The 20,509-nt window shown below is 53.5% G+C and carries 12 protein-coding genes; all 12 read right to left on the reverse strand.

All coding sequences use genetic code 11. The annotated features are described in order from the left end of the window. Positions 1-247: 247 nt before the first annotated feature. Positions 248-1,258, reverse strand: a complete 1,011-nt coding sequence (locus tag ABE504_RS30980) for a DUF1835 domain-containing protein (protein WP_430096407.1) — start codon at positions 1,256-1,258, stop codon at positions 248-250. 28 nt (positions 1,259-1,286) lie between these two features. Further along, positions 1,287-3,308 carry an NAD-dependent DNA ligase LigA gene (ligA, locus tag ABE504_RS30985; protein ID WP_430096408.1) on the reverse strand — a complete coding sequence of 674 codons (2,022 nt, stop codon included), beginning with the start codon at positions 3,306-3,308 and terminating at the stop codon, positions 1,287-1,289. A 36-nt stretch (positions 3,309-3,344) separates the two neighbouring features. Continuing rightward, positions 3,345-5,684: a DNA helicase PcrA gene (pcrA, locus tag ABE504_RS30990; RefSeq protein ID WP_430096410.1), complete on the reverse strand. Its 2,340-nt coding sequence runs from the start codon at positions 5,682-5,684 to the stop codon at positions 3,345-3,347. Positions 5,685-5,706: 22 nt separating this feature from the next. After that, positions 5,707-6,396 carry a heptaprenylglyceryl phosphate synthase gene (locus tag ABE504_RS30995; RefSeq protein WP_430096412.1) on the reverse strand — a complete coding sequence of 230 codons (690 nt, stop codon included), beginning with the start codon at positions 6,394-6,396 and terminating at the stop codon, positions 5,707-5,709. Between the two features lie 257 nt (positions 6,397-6,653). Beyond that, positions 6,654-7,115 (reverse strand): hypothetical protein, encoded by a 462-nt coding sequence (locus ABE504_RS31000; RefSeq protein ID WP_430096414.1) that lies wholly within the window; start codon positions 7,113-7,115, stop codon positions 6,654-6,656. A 133-nt stretch (positions 7,116-7,248) separates the two neighbouring features. Continuing rightward, a complete protein-coding gene (locus ABE504_RS31005; RefSeq protein ID WP_430096415.1) occupies positions 7,249-8,172 on the reverse strand; it encodes a spore coat protein in 924 nt (307 codons plus the stop codon). 28 nt (positions 8,173-8,200) lie between these two features. Then, positions 8,201-8,425, reverse strand: a complete 225-nt coding sequence (locus tag ABE504_RS31010; protein WP_430096417.1) for a hypothetical protein — start codon at positions 8,423-8,425, stop codon at positions 8,201-8,203. A gap of 115 nt (positions 8,426-8,540) precedes the next feature. Then, positions 8,541-9,473 carry a DUF4340 domain-containing protein gene (locus tag ABE504_RS31015; RefSeq protein ID WP_430096418.1) on the reverse strand — a complete coding sequence of 311 codons (933 nt, stop codon included), beginning with the start codon at positions 9,471-9,473 and terminating at the stop codon, positions 8,541-8,543. Continuing rightward, positions 9,470-10,858 (reverse strand): GldG family protein, encoded by a 1,389-nt coding sequence (locus tag ABE504_RS31020; RefSeq protein WP_430096419.1) that lies wholly within the window; start codon positions 10,856-10,858, stop codon positions 9,470-9,472. Before ABE504_RS31020 ends, ABE504_RS31015 begins: the two co-directional genes overlap by 4 nt. A 5-nt stretch (positions 10,859-10,863) precedes the next feature. Further along, positions 10,864-11,580, reverse strand: a complete 717-nt coding sequence (locus tag ABE504_RS31025) for an ABC transporter permease subunit (RefSeq protein WP_430096421.1) — start codon at positions 11,578-11,580, stop codon at positions 10,864-10,866. Next, positions 11,573-12,727, reverse strand: coding sequence for an ABC transporter ATP-binding protein (locus ABE504_RS31030; RefSeq protein ID WP_430096422.1), 1,155 nt, complete (start codon positions 12,725-12,727; stop codon positions 11,573-11,575). The genes ABE504_RS31025 and ABE504_RS31030 overlap by 8 nt, the downstream gene beginning before the upstream one ends. A gap of 785 nt (positions 12,728-13,512) precedes the next feature. Continuing rightward, positions 13,513-20,337 (reverse strand): S-layer homology domain-containing protein, encoded by a 6,825-nt coding sequence (locus ABE504_RS31035; protein ID WP_430096423.1) that lies wholly within the window; start codon positions 20,335-20,337, stop codon positions 13,513-13,515. Positions 20,338-20,509 lie beyond the last annotated feature (172 nt).

Consider the following 20,509-nt stretch of genomic DNA (forward strand, 5'->3'; position numbering starts at 1 on the left):
AGGATCAAACTCTCCATAAAATTTATGAAAAAGCTGAATAGCTCATTTGACTTGCTAGCGAGATTTCTCAATCTCAAATTTGTCACTCGCGTGACGATTTGCTGATTACTTCATCCATTTGTTCAGTTTTCAAAGAGCTTTATTGGTGTCGTCGTTTAAAGCGTTACTGCGTTGCTCTCGGCGTCGACAAGAATATATACTATCAGGTTTCGAAACAGAATGCAAGTGCCTATTTAAAATTATTTTCTTATCGCCGCACAAGGCGATTATCAAGGGAATTTCGGCGCCATATATCCCCTTCGCCAAGCATGCGAACGCCGCCGATCCAGTCATCGATACCGTTCAAAAGAATGTTATCGATCCGCCCTTCCAGCACCTCTCGACCAAGTTCCGTCAGCCCTGCTCGAGATGATTCAAAACCCAAAGGCAAGGCTTCTCCGAAGCTAGGCAGATGCTCGGTGCCGGTAATACTGACCAGCGGCTTCCCGCATTTACAGAATCGGTTCAGCATACCCCAGAACTGCAAATCTCCTAAGCCGTACTCCGAGGCCTTCGAGGAGACATGCCTAAACAATGACAACACAGGTACAACGGTATCCCCAATCAAGTCGAGCGTTAGCTGCTCCAGCGCGGATAAACCATTTTGTATAGAAGGAAACCGGTCTAAATGAATCTCTAAAGCTCTGTGCAGGTAAGGGAGCGGTGACAAGTCTTCATCCAGCAATTCGGCGAGCGCAAGCGGCTCAGCAGCCGAATAGGCCGACCAAGCGCGGCAGGCAAGCAGCCGCTGCGGCTCTGTGACCGGCACCCAGGCACCATGCAGGTTGCGAATCTGTTCCAGCGATAGTTGGCCGAGGCCATAAAACGTATCCACGCCCGGAAACCGATCGATGCACAGCAGAGAAAGCTGAAAAGGGCGCGCGGAGGCGGGAGCCATCCGCGACAACAAGTACACGAGCATCCATTGATCGTACAGATCATGCTCGAACCAAAGCACGAGCTCGTCTACGGAGCCCGCGAGCGCGTCAAGCTTTTGCTCTTGTTCGAGCGAGGTTGCGATGAACAATGCCTCGGGAATGCCGTGCCGCTCATGCATATAAGCGGCACGCAAAGCCAAAAGGGCCTGATCGGACATGTTCATGCCGATCGGCCCTTCATACAGCGACTCACGCCATACCAAGATGTCGCCGTCGATCCCCGATGCACGCAGCTTGTCGCCGAATGCATCTCCGTTTACGATGTGCGTGATGTTTGGCATGGCACGTCAGTCCCCTTTTTTCAATAAATTAAGCTTCACCCAGCATCCGCAGCAATTCCTGCTCATCCTCGATGATGCGAATGCCGAGATCTTGCGCTTTAGTCAGCTTGCTGCCGGCGCTTTCCCCGGCGATAAGGATGTCGGTCTTCTTGGAGACGCTGCCCGTCACTTTGGCGCCCAGCGCTTCCAGCTTCTTCGCGCATTCGTCGCGGCCCATCGACGAGAGCGTGCCCGTGAGAACGACGGTTTTGCCGAAGAACGGATTATCTTCGCTCGCTGCGACGACCGGCGCTTCCTCCGCCACAGGGTTGACACCAGCCGCAAGCATGCGCTCGATGCTCGACACCATGACAGGGTCGTGGAAGAAGGTGTAAATGCTGTCCGCCACAATGCCCCCGACGTCAGGCAGCGTGATGAGCTCTTCCGGCGTTGCCGCCATCAGGGCAGGCAGGCTGCGGTAGTGATCCGCGAGCACCTTCGTCGTCGTCTTGCCGGAGTTCGGAATGCCCAGCGCATTCAGGAAAGACGCGAGGTCGCGCGTTTTGCTCTTCTCAAGGGCGTCGAGCAGATTGCGCGCCTTCTTCTCGCCAAAGCGATCAAGCTTCACGAGATCCTCGAATTGCAGGACGTAGAGATCCGCAGGGTCGCGAACGCCAAGTTCTTGATGCAGCTGAGCGGCGGTCATCTCGCTGAAGAATTCGATATCCATGGCGTCGCGCGAAGCAAAATGCGCCATGCGGCCAACAAGCTGCGGCGAACAGCCGAGCTTGTTCGGGCAGAAGAGGTGCGCGCCGCGCATCTCCAGTTCGGTGCCGCACGAAGGACAATGCGTCGGCGCCACGATTTCACCGCCGTCATTCTCCTCGGTCACCTTGCCGAGAATCTCGGGAATGACGTCGTTCGAGCGGCGGATGTAAACGAGGCTGCCGAGCGCGTGTTTCAGATTTTTGCGTTCGATGTCGCCGATGTTATTCAGCGTACAGTTCTGCACGGTCACGCCGGCGATGTCGACAGCTTCGACGCGAGCGAGCGGGGTGATTTTACCTGTGCGGCCCACTTCCCATGATACGCTCTGGAGCGTCGTCATCGCTTCTTCCGCCTCGAACTTGTAGGCGATCGCCCAACGAGGGAATTTCTCCGTATAGCCCAGCACCTCGCGCGTGCGCATGTCCGTCAGCTTCACGACGCTTCCGTCGATCAGATAGTCGAAGCTTGCACGCTCTTCAGCAATGCGCTCCAATTCAGCGCGAACGTCTTCAATGTTCGTAAAGTACCGCGTACGATCGCTGATCTTGAAATGGTTGTCGCGCAGGAACTGCACCATATCCGCGTGATTCGCGAACTGAACGCCGTCGGCGTACCCCACATTATAGAAGAAAGCGTTCAGCTTCCGCTCGGCGGTCGTCTTCGGATTCAGGTTGCGGAGGGCGCCGGCTGCGGCGTTACGGGCGTTTTTGAGCGGCTCGGCCGCCGTCTGATTGTACGCCTCCAGGACGGACAGGAACATCATGCCTTCACCCTGCACCTCGATGGTTCCCTGATCGAAAGGAATGGTCAGCGGAATGGACTTGATCGTCCGCACCTGTGCCAAAATGCCCTCGCCCACGGTTCCATTTCCACGCGTGGCGGCTTGAACGAGCCTCCCCTGCTCATACGTCAGGTTCAACGTCAAACCGTCAAACTTCAGTTCCACGACATAGGTAGGGTCGGGGAGTGGTGTTTCCGGGTTTTTGCTATTGTAGTCGGCGATCAGCTTGAGCACGCGCGCATGCCACGTCTCCAAATCCTCAGCGTTCTGCGCCTTGTCGAGGCTCCAGAGCCGTGCCCGGTGGCGGTACGGCTCGAACCCCTTGAGCAGCTCGCCGCCCACGCGTTGGGTCGGCGAGCCGGGAAGCACCACGCCGCTCTCCTTTTCCAACTGAACAAGTTTATCGTATAAGGCGTCCCATTCGCTGTCCGTAATCGTCGGACGATCAAGCGTATAGTAGTTGTAATTATGCCGGTTAATTTCCTGGATGAGGGTGTTCATTGCCGCAATGGCTTCTGTCATAACGGACGCGTCCTCTCTGTACTTAAAATGAAGCTCCTACACCTTGGTGATCGGAGCGAACTTCGCCAGCAGGCGCTTGAGTCCCACCGGCGCCGGAAAAGCAATCTGCAGCTCGGTGTCATCGCCCGCGCCTTTAGCGGATATGACGGTGCCGATGCCCCACTTGCCGTGCGACACTTTGTCGCCGGCTTTGTAGTCCGGCACCGGACCGCCGCCCGCAGGCTGCGGCGCCCGGAATACAGGCGGCTTCGGCGCGCCTGCCGCAGGGCCCGGCGCAGCCGGGGCCGGGCTGGTCCGTCCCCCAAAGGAGGACGGACTGCCCCAAGCCGACGAGCCGGTGGATGGCCCGCGGCTCGTGCTGGCGGCGCTGCCGCCCCACAACGAGCTAACGCGCCCAGCTCGGGAGAAGCCCCCGCCGCTCGCGCTGACGGTTTCCAGGAGTTCCTGTGGAATCTCCTTGAGGAACCGGGACGGCAAATTCGCGGCGGAGCGGCCAAACAGCGTGCGCACCCGGGCGCACGTGAGGAACAGCTCTTGCTCGGCGCGCGTGATGCCGACATAGGCCAGACGGCGCTCCTCTTCGAGCTCTTCGTTGTCGGAGAACGCCCGGCTGTGCGGGAAAACGCCCTCTTCCATCCCGATGATGAAGACGACCGGGAACTCGAGGCCTTTGGCGCTGTGCATCGTCATGAGCACGACAGCGTCCTGCTCGTCTTCGGGCTGCTCTTTGTCCAGTGTATCAATGTCCGCGATCAGCGCAAGATCGGTCAGGAAGGAAACGAGGGACTTGTCATCGTTGCGCTTCTCAAAGTCCTGCGTCACGGACAGGAACTCATCGATATTTTCGAGACGGGCCTTCGATTCAATCGTGTTCTCGCGCTCAAGCTCCAGGCGATACTGCGACATCTCCAGGATCTTCTCCGTCAGTTCCGTCACGGACAGATAATCCACCATCCGGTACAAGTTGTCGATCATCTCGCGGAAGTCCGTCAGCGCATGCTTCGCTTTGCCATTGATCTCGAGGGAGTCCACCATCTCCAGCATCTGAAACAGCGAGATGCCGCGCCGCGCCGCCATATCGGCCACTTTGTCCATCGTCGTATCCCCGATACCCCGCTTCGGCACATTGACAATCCGTGTTAAGGAGATGTCGTCGTTCGGGTTGGAAATGAGGCGCAAATACGCCAAAATATCCTTAATCTCTTTGCGGTCATAGAACTTCACGCCGCCGACGATGGTGTACGCAATATCCGATTTGATCAAAATCTCCTCGATCACCCGAGACTGCGCATTCGTACGGTACAGAATGGCGTGCTGGCCGAACCTTTTGCCGCTCGCCTTATTCTTATTAATTTCGTTCGTGATGAAGTACCCTTCTTCGTACTCCGAGTCCGCCTGATACACTTTGATGCCGGCGCCGCCTTCTTTGTCAGTCCAAAGATTCTTCGGCTTACGGCCGGTGTTGTTGGCAATGACTTTGTTCGCCGCCTGCAAAATGTTCGACGTCGAGCGATAATTCTGCTCCAACAGGATCGTCGTGGCGTCCGGGTAATCTTCCTCAAAGTTCAAAATGTTCGTAATATCCGCGCCCCGCCAACGGTAAATGGACTGGTCGCTGTCGCCGACGACGCAAATGCGCTTATGCTTCGCCGCAATCATCTGACATAGCATATATTGCGCACGGTTCGTATCTTGATACTCGTCCACGTGAATATATTGGAACTTGTCCTGGTAATGTTTGAGTACTTCCGGCTCTTCTTTGAAGAGCTGAATCGTCGTCATGATCAAGTCGTCAAAATCCAAGGAGTTGTTGGCTCTCAGCTTTTTCTGGTAAAGCGTGTAGATTTTCGAGGTCAGGCCGTCAAAATAGTCGCCGATCTTGTCCTCAAACTGCTTGGGCGTCACCAGCTCATTCTTGGCCGTGGAGATCGCTGCCTGGAACGTCTTCGGCTCGAACTTCTTCGTATCGATATTGAGCTCCTTGCAGCACGCCTTGATGACCGACAACTGATCACCGGAGTCCAGAATTGTAAAATTGGAGGTAAACCCGATACGGCCAATGTCCCTGCGGAGCATGCGCACGCACATGGAGTGGAACGTGGAAACCCATATATCGGCCCCGCTTCCGCCGACCAGCTTGCCCACCCGCTCCTGCATCTCTCTCGCCGCTTTATTCGTAAACGTCAGCGCCAAAATGTTCCACGGCGCCGCCTTGCGCGTGCCGATCAGATACGCAATCCGATGCGTCAGCACGCGCGTCTTTCCGCTTCCCGCTCCCGCCATGATCAACAGCGGCCCTTCGACGGTCTCAACGGCTTTGCGCTGCTCGGGGTTCAGTTTCTTGATTGCTTCTAAAATATTTACACTTTCATTCATAGGTTTGCGTTACCTTCCTATTCTATCCATTTTTCGCGTGCACCGTTCGCAGCGCTTGCTCCAAATCCGTATACACGATATTCCCGACGACGATTGTATCGGCCGCTTCCGCCGCTTGCTGCGCCTTCTCCAGGCTGTCAATGCCGCCGCCATAGAATAAGCGTGCTTGCTCCAGCACCCCGCGCGTTCTGCGCACGAGCGCCATATCGCCAAAGGTGCCGCTGTATTCGAGATACACGATCGGCATATGAAACAGCTTGTCCGCCATGCGCGCATAGGCCATGACGTCCTTCGCATCGAGCTCCGTCTGTGCTGACGTCACCTGCGCTGCCGTGGCCTCGGGATTCAAAATAATGTAACCCTCTGCCACCAGCTCATCCCAATTCAGCATCGCGCCGTATTCTTTGAGCGCTTCTTGATGCTGGCCGACGATCCATTTCGCGTCCCGACTGTTCAGGGCAACGGGAACGAGGAATAGGTCAAAACCAGGCACAATCGCTTCCTGATTTGAAATTTCCAGCACGCACGGCACTTCGTATTGGCGGATGCGCGATAGCAAATCTACCGTATTGTCAAACGTCACGCCGGACGAACCTCCGACCATGATGGCGTCCGTGCCGGATAAACAGAGTCGATCCAGCGCTTCCTCCGAGATGTCTTTGTCCGGGTCCAGCTTAAAAACATGCTTCCACTTGCGTATATCGACGATCAATGGTTTCCCTCCGATTAGGCGGCAATTATGCCTTGCTATCAACAGTCTATGCTACCCGATCAGGTGTGTCAAACGATGAAAACAACCCTCAGGAGAGGGCTGGGGCACATGTCTCCGTATAGCAAACGTATCCGTTTCCGGCCTTCCCGTCAAATAGCAAAAGACGGGCTCAGCGCCCGCCTTCTCAAGGAAAATGCACGTAGGTTGACCTCACATCCGCATATAGCGGAATTCGGCCAAATACGAACAAATATTCGCTATTTGACTGTGACGTTCAAAATTTTCTCCACATTGAGCTCTTTATGATCGTTCTGCTGAAGCTCAAGCTTGATTTCGTGCGAGCCGGCAGCCATATTCGTAAATGTGATCGGCCCGGTTTTGCCGATCATGCCTTTCTGCTTGCCGTCCACATAGACGTGAAGATGCCCTTCGCCCGGCACATTGGCTTTATTCATATCTTCTTCCGAAAGCTTAAAGTTGGTCGTTTGATACGTAATCGTGACGTTCTTGCCGTCCACTTTGTAGCTCGCGTCGAGCACCGGCTTCGCATTTGTCGCTGCAGCTTTGGCAGCATCGATTGTACCCTGCGATACGGTTTGGGTCGTCACCTTCGCGCCGCCTGCCGTCGTCGTGATGACCTCATCTTTGGATCCGCAAGCTGTCGTCAAAGCGCCCAGCACTACTAAAGTTGCCGCACCATATACCCACGTTTTTTTCATTCTCAAAACTCCCTCCTAAGTTTGGACATCCCATGTTCCACATATATGTGAGCCAAGCTGGTTCCATACCTGAATTTCGAAAAAAGAGGGACAAAAAGCCCCTGCCGAAATCGGCAAGGGCGTGTAATGGGTGCTAGAAGCTGTATTTGCCGCCCGGCTGCGGCCGGGTCGTGTACGAGGTATCCATTCTTCCGGCACCCTGCGTACCAGGTTGATTGCGCGAGATGATCCGGGCGCCTGCGCCCCGCCCCATTCCCATTTGCGAATCCGATTGTCCCTGAGAGGAAGCGGCATAACCGGTTTGCTCGCGACCGAAGGCTGCAGAGCCATAACCGGTCGGCTGGGTATACGAGGTTTGCGTGTGCGTGTTCGAATGAGATTGATTTTGATTTTGATTTTGTTGGTATCCATGCTGTTGCTGCTGTGTGCTCTGATACGAGGCATTCGGGAACTGCGAAGCATTAATCGCCGGTTGAATCGGCGACTGCGACATCGCTTGCATGACCGTTTGCCCCTGCGGCTGTGTATAGGCATGCGTCTGTGTCATACCTGTGTGAGGCAGATGCGGAGCCGGCTGTTCCGGCATATGCTGTTCAGGCTCGTACACGTAGGACTGCTCTGCTTCCTGGCCAATCCGCTGGGAAAGCTGGCTGTTTGCCGCATAGGACTGTTGCATGCTGCGAGCTTCCGCAACCGTGCTGCGCCCCGTGGAGGCGCTGTTTGCGCTCATCTGCTGTTGGATAAAGGTTTGCAGCTTGGACGCCTTCTGGCTCTGCTTCTGCAGTTCTTCTAAAATCTGCTCCTGCGAAGCCTGCTGGATCTGATAGCCGCCGAGTTTCTGGATTTCCTGGAACACGGTCGCTTGATCCTCCAGTGTGCGCTGGAGCAGGTTCTGGAACGTTTGGCGAATTTGCGGATTCGCTGCTTCAAGTGCGGCAGTCGCGTATTCACGCGCACTGCGTTTTAGTTCGTTAAGGACAAAATCGGCATAGTCCTCCTCTTGAAAATGCAGCTGGCTTTCATCTGTTTGCTGCGAAAACGATTGATTTTGATACATGTGCCTGGCACCTCCTGTTACATCGTCATTAGTGGGTTAAACCGGATTGCTGCTGCAAAGCGTTCGTCAGGATGCTCATATGTTGCAGACGTTCCTGAGCAAGCTGCGTCATCGTGTGCTTGAGAGAAGGGCTCTGACAGTGAACGGCTGCTTGTACGCAAAGCTTGGCCATCAGTTCTTCATTCTTGAATGTATCAGTGAGGTACGAGAGCTCTTTGCCGGAAATTTGCTCGCTGTTGAAGTTGTTATACATGTGAAATGACCTCCTTTCCTATCTGTTAGTTTTCCCAAATTATGCCGATTTATGTCGTTTACCATAAAAAAACTGCCCCGCTTCCGCATCATCGCGAAAGGGAGCAGTTCTTGGATTAGGAGGCAGGCTGCGCGGTTTTGCCAGCGTACGCATCCGCCAGTTTCTGAATATCTTCATTCGTCAGCGAGTAGGCCCATTGTCCGCCCTGCTTGGCAAGCCAGACAGCATCCCCGCTAATTTTACCTTCGTAGATCTCTGTCGTATCTTTCCCGTCTGCGGACGACGCAATTTCGATTTTGAGCTCGCCGCCGGACGTTGGCTTCTGCGCTACAGGCTGCGGCAGCTCCGCCGTATGAAGGAAAATCAACTCATCGAGCAGCGGGTTGGCATCCGAACCTTTGGTGTCCTTATCGCCGAGCTTCCAATTCGCTTCTGCCGCCACTTTATCCTTGTCCGTCTTCGTCAGGGTGTACGTTTGACCTTTCCAAGTCAGCTTCACACTCTGTACTTTATCGCTTTCCAGCTTGACCGGGCTCGTCTCGGCAAAATCAACCGGCGCTTTGGCAAGGGAGCTTAGCGTCTGGTCACTCACCTGATAGACGGCCTGCTGGCCCTCGACCTGCGCGTAAGAGTAGCCTTGGATCGGCAGCGCGGTGCCGACCAGAATGCCTTTCTTCGTACCGTCTTTCAGCGTCACTTCAAACGTGCTCACCGGCTTATCCAGCCCATATTCCGCCAAATTGGACGGTTGGTCTTCGACCACTTTCTCGGACGTCACCAACCCAAAGCTGTCGAGCCAGCTATCTACCTGGTTGCTGTTGATCGGCGCAGCCGCCGGGGTTTTCATATCCCAGCCGCTGTCCGTACGGTTCAGTTCAATTTGTGCCGCATCCGTCTTCACGGACAGCGACTGCACCTCTTCTTGCTTCAGCGCGACAAGCGATTTCGGCTCCTCTTTCTTCTCCTGGAAGAAATCTTTGCTCGACGCGTACCAAAATCCGCCGATGCAAAGTACGACTAAAATAATCGTTGGAATAAACCGCTTCATCCTCTTCTCCTCCTCCACCAGATCAGGCCGCCGATGACTAAGAACAAGAGCGGCAGGAACACGATGGTCGTGAGGAAAATCGTATTCGCCTGACTAGGCGTAATCATGGCTTGCTGATAAGCGTCGCCTTGGCGAGGGCGAATGGTGATCTGATCCTTCTGCTCTTGCAGCCAGCCGATGCTGTTGAGTGCAAAATCTTTATTACCTTGCGTTTGAATGTCTTGATCCAGTACAAATGTCGATCCGCCTAGGATGACGGCTTTCGGTTTGTTATCCTTGTCCGCAATGGCGTAGCCCAGGTTGAGCGGGCCTTTGACGTCCGTTGTGTCCTGCTTCGTTTTGCTTTGCGCAAGCAGATTGATGTCAGTTTCACCATAAGCTTTGTCGGTAGATTTCAGCAGCAAGGATTTGGTGTAATCCGCTGCGCTGTCATCCGCGTTCAAGCTAACCGCCAGACGGAGCATCGTCACGAGGTTGTTGCTGGACAGCTTGCTCGTAATATCATGTGAGCCGTAGTCCGGAATGATCGTGAGCGGATCGTACAGCGACGTCTGCTTCGGTTCAATCGCCACGGCGTGCTGATCTTGAATGCCGAATGTTTGCATAATGGCGTCAAGGTTTTTCCATTTGGTCGCCATGTCTTTATTGAAGCCAAGGGCGATGTAGATTTTTCCTTTGCCCTTCAAGTAGTCTTGAATGAGTGTCGCTTCCTTGTCGCTCAGGTCGTTCTCCGGCCCAAGGATCATCAGCATGTTCGCATCGTCCGGGATTTTGCCTTCAACGTACAGGTTCAAATCCTTGACATCGTAGTTAGCAGCCGTCAGCGCACTGTGGAACGCGCCAAGCGCATTGGCCGGATATTCATTATGCCCGGACAGCATGTACACGGTGTGTTTCTCTGTCGACGTCAGCGACTTGATCGCTTGCGTAAACTTTTCCTCGCCGGAGAACGTGTAGGAACCGTCCTGTTGACCCGTGAACAGCTCGTAGTAGTTGATGCTTTGCTTTTTATCTCCAATTTCGAATACGATCGTGCCGCCTTGATCCACGCCGTATTGCTTCGCCATGGAAGGTTGCTTGAGCATGTCATACTCGTCGTACGTGATTTTGCTGCTTTGCTTCTTGTACTCCTGAATCATGTCGGTGACTTGACGCGTAATAAAATCGTTGCCGTCGCCGCTGTTCGTGAAGGAGATGACGTGAATATTTTGATCCAGGCTTTTCAGCGTGGACGTCGTTTGTTCGGAAAGTGTAAAATTCTTGTTTTTCGTCAGATCGACCTGAAAGCCTTTCAGCGAGTGCAGGAAGATCGTCAGAATGATGAAAATGCCGATCGCGGCGATCGATAGAACCGTTGCGTTCGTTCCCCGTATCCATTTGTTCATCCTGCTCACCTCCAACGCTTTCTTTCAAGGATTTGAATGCTCAGGACAAGGAAAAGGGCCGCCAGGGTGATGTAAAAGACAATATCCCCGCCATGCAGCACGCCTTTCTGTAAATTGCCCATGTGGCTCGTCAGCGAGAATTGGCCGACATATTCCTTGAGCTTGCCGGTCATGCTTGCGCTGACCCAATCGAGCAGCCAAAGCAGGAGCAGAATGACAAACGCCGCAATGCCCGCGACCATCTGATTATTCGACAAAGACGACGCGAACAGGCCAATTGCCATCATCGCACAGCCCAGCAGAAACATGCCGAGATAAGACAGCCACGTAACCGGCTTATCCAGTGTGCCAAAAGCGGACATGATCAGCGGATAAATTAAGCTGACTGCCACGAGGCCGATTTGCACGATAAAGGTGGACAAATATTTGCCCAGCACGATTTCACCGATCCCTGTCGGCGACGTTAGGAGCAGCTCGTCCGTGCCTTGACGGAACTCGTCAGCAACCAGACGCATCGTGAGCAGTGGAATAATAAACAGAAACACGAACGACGTGTTGCCTACGATCGAGCGCGCATCGACAATCGGTGGCTGACCCGCTACGAAGTTAATGTAAAAGAAAAAGCTCGAGAGCAGCACATAGAACGCGAACGCCACGTAAGCGATCGGCGAGAAGAAATACATTTGCAGCTCTTTCGAGCAGATGGCCCATATTCTACGCATCGGTCTCCGCCCCCTCTTCGTCGGTCGTCAGCTTGAGGAAGATATCTTCCAGGCTGAGGCTTTCCTTCTTCATTTCCAAAATCGGATAGCCCGCTTTCGCCAGTTGGAAGAACACCGCCTCGCGGATGTCGGTGCGATCTGCGGACGTGACGAGCAGCTTCACGGATTCGGAAGCGGATGCGGTTGGCGTGGCAGCTTCCGGTGCAGCAGCCGGTGTGGACGTCGCAGATGCAGCAGGAGCTGAAAGATCAGCTTCGCCGTCCGCTGCTTGCGGTTCGTCGACTTCAGGTTCGGACGCGGCGTCGAAGTCAGCGGCGGCAGGTTCCGCCGGCGCTTCGTTCAGCGCGTGCAGCTGCGGCTGCTCCTCGGCTGGCGCGGCGTCAAGCAGCTTGACCTCGCCGATGGCCGGCAAGCTGCGCAGCTCGGACAGGATTCGCTCGCGCGGTCCCTTGACTTCGAGGGACACCTCGAATGTCTCGCCCATCGTGCGGCCGAGATTCTCCGGACGCTCGTCGAGGACGACGCGGCCTTGGTTGATAATAAGAACGCGGTTACAAATCGCGTTGATTTCCGGCAAAATGTGCGTGCTCAGCAGCACCGTGTGGTTCTCGCCCAGCTCGTGGATGAGCTGGCGGATCTCGATGATCTGCTTCGGATCGAGGCCCGACGTAGGCTCGTCCAGCACTAGCAGATCCGGCTTGTGCAGGATCGCTTGCGCAAGTCCGACGCGCTGCTTGTAGCCTTTGGACAGCGAGCGGATAATCTGCTTCTCGCGGCCTTGCAGCCCCAGCTTAGCGATCGCTTCGCTGACGGCCATCTTTTGCTCCCGGGCAGGTACGTCCCGCAGATTGGCGATGAAGCGCAAATACGACTGCACCGTCATTTCAGGGTAAAGCGGCGGCGTTTCCGGCAAGTAGCCGATTTTGCGGCGCGCTTTCTTCGGGTTGTCGGCCATCGAATGGCCATCTACGATGATTTGCCCGTGCGTCGGGTTTAAATAGCCCGTAATCATACGCATGGTCGTTGTTTTGCCAGCGCCGTTCGGCCCTAAGAAACCGACGATTTCGCCGCGCTGCATCGAGAAGTCGATGCCGCGCACGCCGCGATCGTTTTCGTACAGCTTGCTGACTTGTTTGACCTCAAGCATCCAAGATCCCCCATTTCTTCTATTCGTACGTTACTAACCATCATCACTATACTGAAGGAACAATAAACCAACATTAAGCGAATCTGAAAAATAGATTAAAAAATTGTGTCCAAATTGTGAACGTAAATTCAAAAATTGTCACAGCCTGCCCGTGTGCGGTTGGCTCATTCGTGTGGCAGCCCCTGGATAAGGATCAACCTGCCTCCGCTAGCGGTTGTCATGGCGCTTATTCGGCCCAAAATGGCGCTTTTCAAATGCTAACGGTTGCCAGCGCGCCTATTTGCCCTCGATTCAGTGGAATCTGACCGTTTTCGTCGAAATAGCCACTGCAGTGAAGCTGTCGATTAACTGTGTATACTTTGGAATCTGCAAGAGAACACAAAAATGTATACGAAAAGTCATGTATAATGTGCTGCCTTCACATAAAATCAATCAATTCTATGCGAAATATCATACACATTTCGTGATTTGAGGCTTGAATTTGAATATGTAATCGAAAAATCATACACATTCTCTGCGTGTGTCCTTTCACGGATACAAGTGTCCACAATTAATCGATAGTCTTGCTGCAACCGTTACATCTTGGAATCCCGGCTTTTTGGTGAAATAGACGCTGTGGTAACCGTTACAATTACTTGCCGATTCCCTCATCCGCATCCACTCGTTCCCTTTGTCCATGCTCCGAATATGGTTGTTCATGGCAGCGTGAACGGATGACCTGGAGCTGCTTCGAGAATATACTTTCTGGCGTGAAAAAAAGGGTGCCCGAAGGCACCCTCTCCGCACTATCTATTGATAAACTCAACATACTGCAAGAACCGCATGAGCATAACGGCCGCTTCGGCACGACTGGCATTCGCTCCCGGCACGAACGTACGATCCGTTACGCCATTGATAATTCCCACATCCACAGCATTGGCAACCGCGTCCTTCGCATAACCGCTTATCTTGTCACCGTCCTCAAATGCGGACAGTCCCTGGCCGCCATCCGTCAGTTTCTTGCCCAGCAATTCCAAAGCTCGTGCGATCATCAGCGCCGCTTGTTCGCGTGTAATATTGGCGTCAGGCTGGAACGTGCCGTTGTCGAATCCATCGATGATCCCGGCTTTCGTCGCCGCGGCAACCTCTCCCGCAAACCAGTCGCTTGCTTGAATATCGGAATAACTGCTCGCTCCCCCTTGCGGCAAGCTCAGTGCACGAGCAAGCAATGCGGCGAACTCGGCGCGGGAAATTTGCGCTTGCGGCGTGAACGCCTTCGCTGTCGTCCCTTGGATAACGAGCTTCGAAGCTAATAGCTCTACAGCCTCTTTCGCCCAATGGTTGTTCATGTCGTCGAAAGATTTGCTTGATTCAACGACGGTCACGACCCCGGTTGTTTTCATTTTAGCTGTCACTTGCGCCGTATTACCCGTGACCGTGATAATTGCTGGAAGAAAGCGCAGCTCTCCTGTCACAGGATCGACGGAAACGGCCGTCAATTTCTTCGCATCTATGGAAACCGTCACGTTGAATGTACCGGTCGCATACGCACCGTCGAAATCACTTACACTTGTTTGACGGCCTCCCGCTTCAGCATTCAGTGTAACTTCGAGCAAGTTGGCGACCGGCTTGACCCCAAGCTGTTTCGCTTGATCTTGAAAGAGGCTGGCTGTAGCGGCAGAAGCCGGACCGACACGCATCGTCAATGTGGTGTCCGCGGCTGTTGCTCCTAATGACTTGGATAATCCAGCTGCGTTTACGGATGCCAGAGGGACGTTAATAGTCATGTCATTCTGCTGCAAGCTGAGCACCGCATGAGGCGCTTTATTTTGCACCTCGCTCATCGCGGCGGCCGGCAGCTGAATGATCGCACCAGCTTCCGCACCTTTAGCCTCGACAACGATCGATTGTTTCGCACCCTGCAGCGCTGCCGCTGCCTTCACTAGGGCTGTCTCTTCAATAACAATATGGGCGATCTTGCGTCCGTCTGCCGTTGTTTCATAACCTTGCAGCGTATTCATTATTTGTGCGCCATTTGGATGATCTTGAACAGACTGCACGGCTGGTGTCTGTCCGCCCCCACTTGGCACCCCTCCCGCCGGACCGCGACTGGGCGTGCCCTCTGGCGTGCCGCCTGAGGGTTCTTCCTGCGTATCGCCAGGTGTGGTCCCCGGCTCGCCATCGGTCGGCGGGTCAACGTGTGGGACTTGACTCGACGTATACGTTAGCGGAATCCGGAAAGACGCACCGCTCGCAATATTGTAGATAAATCCTTTGCTGAAATCATTGGCATCCTTATAGGATCGGACCAATGTAATATCTCCAATGTCAAGCTTCAGGTGAGTGTCGTCCACCATCGATGCGCCCTGAATGGTGTATGCGGCATTGCCGACACCGTCATTCTGAATGATGACGCTCTTCCCGACCAGATCCGCAGGCGTCCCGGAAAGCCCCGAAGGTTCAACAACAATCTCATTATGCTGCGACAAGGTTTGCGTGAAGCTTGCAACTACTCCTGTAACGGCACCTACTTGCTCCTGCCCGCTTTCATCACCTTTGCGGATATACGAACCGTCATGAAGATACGTGTTGACCTTCCCGTCATCTTGAACCGAATATACGCCCAAGAAGCCTTTGAATGCCAGTGTGTAGTCGACATCCGGCAGTTCAACCGTGTAGGCTTTGCCCCCATCCAGGGAGCTAACGATGTAATCGGTTCTGCCATTCTGCAACGTCACGCGGACAGCCCGAACCTCGCTGTCTGGCGCGACCCCATCATTTGCCTTCACAACCAATGGCGTAATGGAGGTAATAAAGCGTTGCCCTTTATACGGTTCAATAATTGAAGTAAACAGGCTATCCAGATTCGTGCCATTGCGGTGGGCAATCATGTACCGCAACGTTGCCGGATTCCCCAATTTATTCGTCGGCGGCACACCGTCAGCCAGTGCGACATCATCCACATCACCCAGCATGGTTAAACGCAGGTGCACATCGGTCGCAGCGCCGCTGCCTTGGCCGTACACATTCCATGTATCTTTCACATTCCAGTCGATACTGAATGCATCCGACGGAGCGGCGTCACGTTCCACATTTTTCAAATAGTGAAAACCGCTGCCCATATAAAGCGGCCCGTCGATATCATCATAGCGCTGCGCATAAGCCACATTAGGTCCCGCATAGGTGCCCGTCGGCTGTGCAGTGAAAGTCAAGCCTTCAGTCGTTACGGTTCCGTCTGCCCCGTGGAAGCTGAAATAGTGATCACTTCCTCCTTTTACCCGGAACAGATCAACGGTGTAGGAGTTCTCCTCATCCGCCTTGATCATGGCCGTCGTCCGCTTGTACAAGCTGGTCTGCGGGTACACATCCGGGGATTCCACATCAATCAACTTCACCAAGTCCGTATTGTCAAAATGTTTCGGATCCGCAGCCGCTACATTCTCATTCTGTTTGCGCGCATCGACGTTGACCGTATTATGGCTGATCGTATTGACCACCCACTGCGCCCGGTGCATATCGACATTATCCGCGTATTCGGGATACCCCAAATCCGGTGACAAATCAAGGCCAAAGGCATGAATGCCGATGTTAAACGTATCGCGATGGCCATGGGTTGAGTCGCGTCCATAGAACATCCACACGTCTCTGAGCGTGTTCTTCGCATCCGACTGTGCATCACGCAAGCTTCGCGCATCCGCATCCAGCAAGTTCAATACGCGAATCCCCATGCCATAGCCGCTGGATGACGCATTCTTCCCGTTGCCCACAAAAGAGATCTGGTGTGTGCCCTGTGTCAGGTTCATCCGCGTCAGCGTAACATATTGACTGGAATCCTCCCCATAGAAATCCAGGTCCTTGACAAATTGTCCATCAATCGAAACCCGATATATGCCGTACGCTGGCGCCTTAATCGCCAGTACATCGAGATCGTATTCATCGGTTTGTGGAACATCGAACTCGAATGTTGCCATTTCCCCGTTGTGCGCCGCATCCAGCAGGACAGAACCAGACTCCTCGACAAATTTAAGCGGTTCGCTCTGCAACGACACATTCATGCCGCCAAAACCAAGCCGTGTTCCATAAGCAACATCGGGGCTCTCCCCGTCCCGCAAAGCCGTAAAACCATATCCGCTTTCATTCACACTTTTCAGATCCAGCAGACCGTATTGCGCAATGGTCTCTTTGATACGATCGGCAATCGCGTTCGGATTAGCCGCAAATACGTCCGTATGAATGCCATCGGTCGTGTTGTTGTTCATGAAATAGATCAGCCCAGCATAAATCGGGTCGCCATATTTATCGAAGGCTTTGACAAGATCCGACATGCGATAGACGAGAAACGGATTGCCCGTGCGCCCGGTATCCCCGATATTTGCTGTGTACTTCTCGCTCAATAAGAGGGGGTTCATCGCCGAGAACATTTTTTGGAACTTCACATTTTGATACAAATCAGCACCGGGATACAGATCGTAGCCTTCCAAAATATCAGCTGTCATTCGATGGGTCTGGAGCCACAGCAAGTTATACCCGGGGGAACTTTCATTCCCGTTCCCATCGCGGTCCACATTGGCAACCAGGGAGTTTAGAATATTTCCGCCTGTCAGGCGCGTTGGATTCAGCAAGACTTCCCCGGTTTGGAAAATAAAATCCAGCCACTCCTTCGTATCCGGCAGCGTATCATAGACGACAGCGGCCATCGCCAAAGCGCTCTGATGCATGCCGTCGTTGCCCAGGATCTGCGTCTTTTTGACAGCCGGAAATACTTGTTTCACAATGCCATCCTCAATGTTGCGACGGATCGCGGACCCGCTGTTTTTCGCATTGGTATTCCGCTTTTCAACCGATTTCTGTTGCAAAAACTGAACCGTCGCCGGGTCATCCATCGCCGGGAAAAAGGCATCGTATGCGCTTAAGTAGGTTTTGATATTCTCCGTTTCCCAAATGCCGCCGACGACTTTGCCTTGACCGACCGACTTGCCCCATGAATTGATGAAAGCTGTCCTATCGTACTTGCTTACATCCATCTCCGGGTACATATCCGCCACACGGTCCAACATGATCGTACCGGCTCGGGCATATTTGACATCCCCGGTATATAAGTACGCGTCACGGAAGGCCACCAATGCCTGCGTAATCAACGAATTCTCGCGATACCACACAAACCAGTGGACGTAGTAAGCAATGAAGGTATAGCGACTCCCTTGATCGTCTACCCAACCAAGCCCATCATCTACGCCCCAAGTCGGCCCTTTCTCAGGGTAGAGCGTGTTAACAAGCAGACTGCGATCTGCGAGCTCAGGCCGAAACATCCCGTGTTCGTCCAGACCGCTGTTATAAAAGGCGCCGAAATCGTTCGTTGGAAACTTGTATCCGCTGGAAGGGTCTACGATTTTCCACGGCTCGTTCAACGGGTCGGCTTGATACGGATAATTGCCGAATTTCTCAACTTCTTTGCCAGTCACGGGGCTGCCTAACGCCTGATTGACGGCATAACTTCTCGGAAGCGTTTGCCCCGGAATTGCATTCCAAAGGAAATCCAACCCCTTTGCCAAATACGTATCCGCCTTGGAAACGGCAGCATCCTTCATAGTCTTGGCCCATTGCAATTGCGTAACATTTTGGCGCGCAGCCGCAACCTTCTCAGGGCTGTACAGCGTCGTCCTGGTTTTGCTATTCGTGACCGTTCCGGATCTTATAAATGTCGCACTATCGAAATAAACAGTACCTCCCGTCGCATCTGACGTGCCTAACCTCAGGCTGACATAAGCAGCTTGACCCGGAGTGACGCTTGTAAGCGTAATCGGCTCCCACACATTCGACGAGACCCCGTTCTGAGATTGCGATGACAGGAAAACCTTGTCCGCATCCCAAAATTCAAGCTCCAGCTTAGCTGTTCCCGCCGTGGTGAAGGCACTCACACCCGAAGTATAGGTCATCCCTGGTGATACGGAAACGAGATGGCTGCGCAGCGCTGCCTTCTGGCTAGCGGTATTCGCGACTTTCACGCTGTGCGTCCCTTCGAGCACGGGCGTGCTTGATATTTCCACAGCGCCGTCAACCGCGCGCCATTGACTCGGTCTTGTGTTATCCAGCTTTTCGAAGGCACCGTTATTTAAGTTGGCGCTTGCATCCGGAGGAGCCTCGCTGAAGGCAACATCATCAAAATAAGTCGTACCCACGTTGGCAGCACCTGACCATAGCCTTACGGAGGCGTACTTCGCGCCCACAGGCGCAACACCGGAAGCACGGATGGGTTTCCAAACATTCAAGGTGCTGCCGGTTGCAAGCACATTCGAGATGTTGTTCGCCGTATTCGTGCTGGCATCATTCCAAAACTCCAGAAAAACCGTAGGACTGCCGGACTCGGTATAAGCAAAAGCCTCCGCTTGATAGTTAACCCCCGGCGTAACCGGGATGAGTTGGCTTCGCACACCAAAACCGTTGTTGGCATCCGCATCCATGATGCGCAGAGAACTGTCTCCTGAACGTTTCCTTACTTGCGAAGCAGCAATGTCTCCGCCATAAAGGGAAGTCCAAAACCTGGGCATGTTGTTCGCCAACATCTCCATGTCGCCATTTCTCAGCAGTACATTCGGATTGGGTATCACTTCGTTGAAGGTCACATCATCGAAATAGGAAGTGCCCACGTCCGCTTTACCGGAATAAATCCTCAATCGTACAGAAACCGCATCCGCAGGCGCAACTTGAGAAACAAAGAGCTGCTTCCACTGACCTGTGGTTGCATTCGTGTCTCGAGGGGCGACACTCGTGATCGAGGCACCGGCCGCATTCAAAAAATCGAAATAGAGATACGAGCTGCCTTGCATGCCTGGCATATTATAGGAATACACGGAGGCCTCGTATTCTTTTCCGCCCGTAATCGGAATGGCCTGACTGCGCAGGTCAACGGATATCGCAGTATCAGGATCCGTTAACTGAATGCTGTAGACACCGCTGTGTACCGTCGTCGTAGACGGCGCTATCGTCGTCCACGTCGCGCTCCAATCCCCCCAGCTAACAGGCCTGCCATTTGAAATTTGCTCAAAACCGCTGTTTTTAGGGGGAATGACCTCACCAAACGTCGCATCATCGAAATAAGAAGTACCCGCATCCGCTTTACCGGAATAAAGCCTCAAGACGGCATACGCTGCATTAGCAGGCGCAACTTGAGAAACATAGAGGGACTTCCACTGGCTCACAGTTGAATTTGTGTCTCTAGGTGCCACGAGCGAAACGTTGCTCGCATTAAAAAACTCGAGATAGAGATAGCTGCCTCCCGTCAAGCCCGGCATATTATAAGAATAGATCGAGGCCTCGTATTCCTTGCCGACCGTCACCGGGATCTTCACGCTGCGCAAGTCAACGGATGTCGTCGTAGTGTCAGGATCGAATAACTGTACACTGTAAACGCCGCTATGTACGGTCGCTGTGGACGACGATATCCCCGTCACATTCCAATCCGTCCAGCTCACAGGCTTTCCATTCGAGCCAACTTGCTCAAATCCGCTATTAAGAAGAACAGATGGCGAATCCGCACGCACCTCTCCCGGCCATACGCTCCACACCGAAAAAACCATCAAAAACGACAAGCATACAGCAAGCCATCGCCGAAATTCACTTCGATACATCATTGATCATCCCTCTTTCATCTCATCATGAAGCAAACGCGTAAGCGTTTACATGATTGTTCTCGCTTATTATAAGCCCGCCGTGGGTCGCAATCTATGCGCTCATTTCAATAAAGTGTCCACAAATTCAAAGAAAAAAGAGGAGCATCCGCTCCAATGTCATTAAGATAAGGCA

The sequence above is a fragment of the Paenibacillus oryzisoli genome, from assembly GCF_050467285.1.
In the GTDB taxonomy this organism is placed as follows: Bacteria; Bacillota; Bacilli; order Paenibacillales; family NBRC-103111; genus Paenibacillus_E; species Paenibacillus_E oryzisoli_A.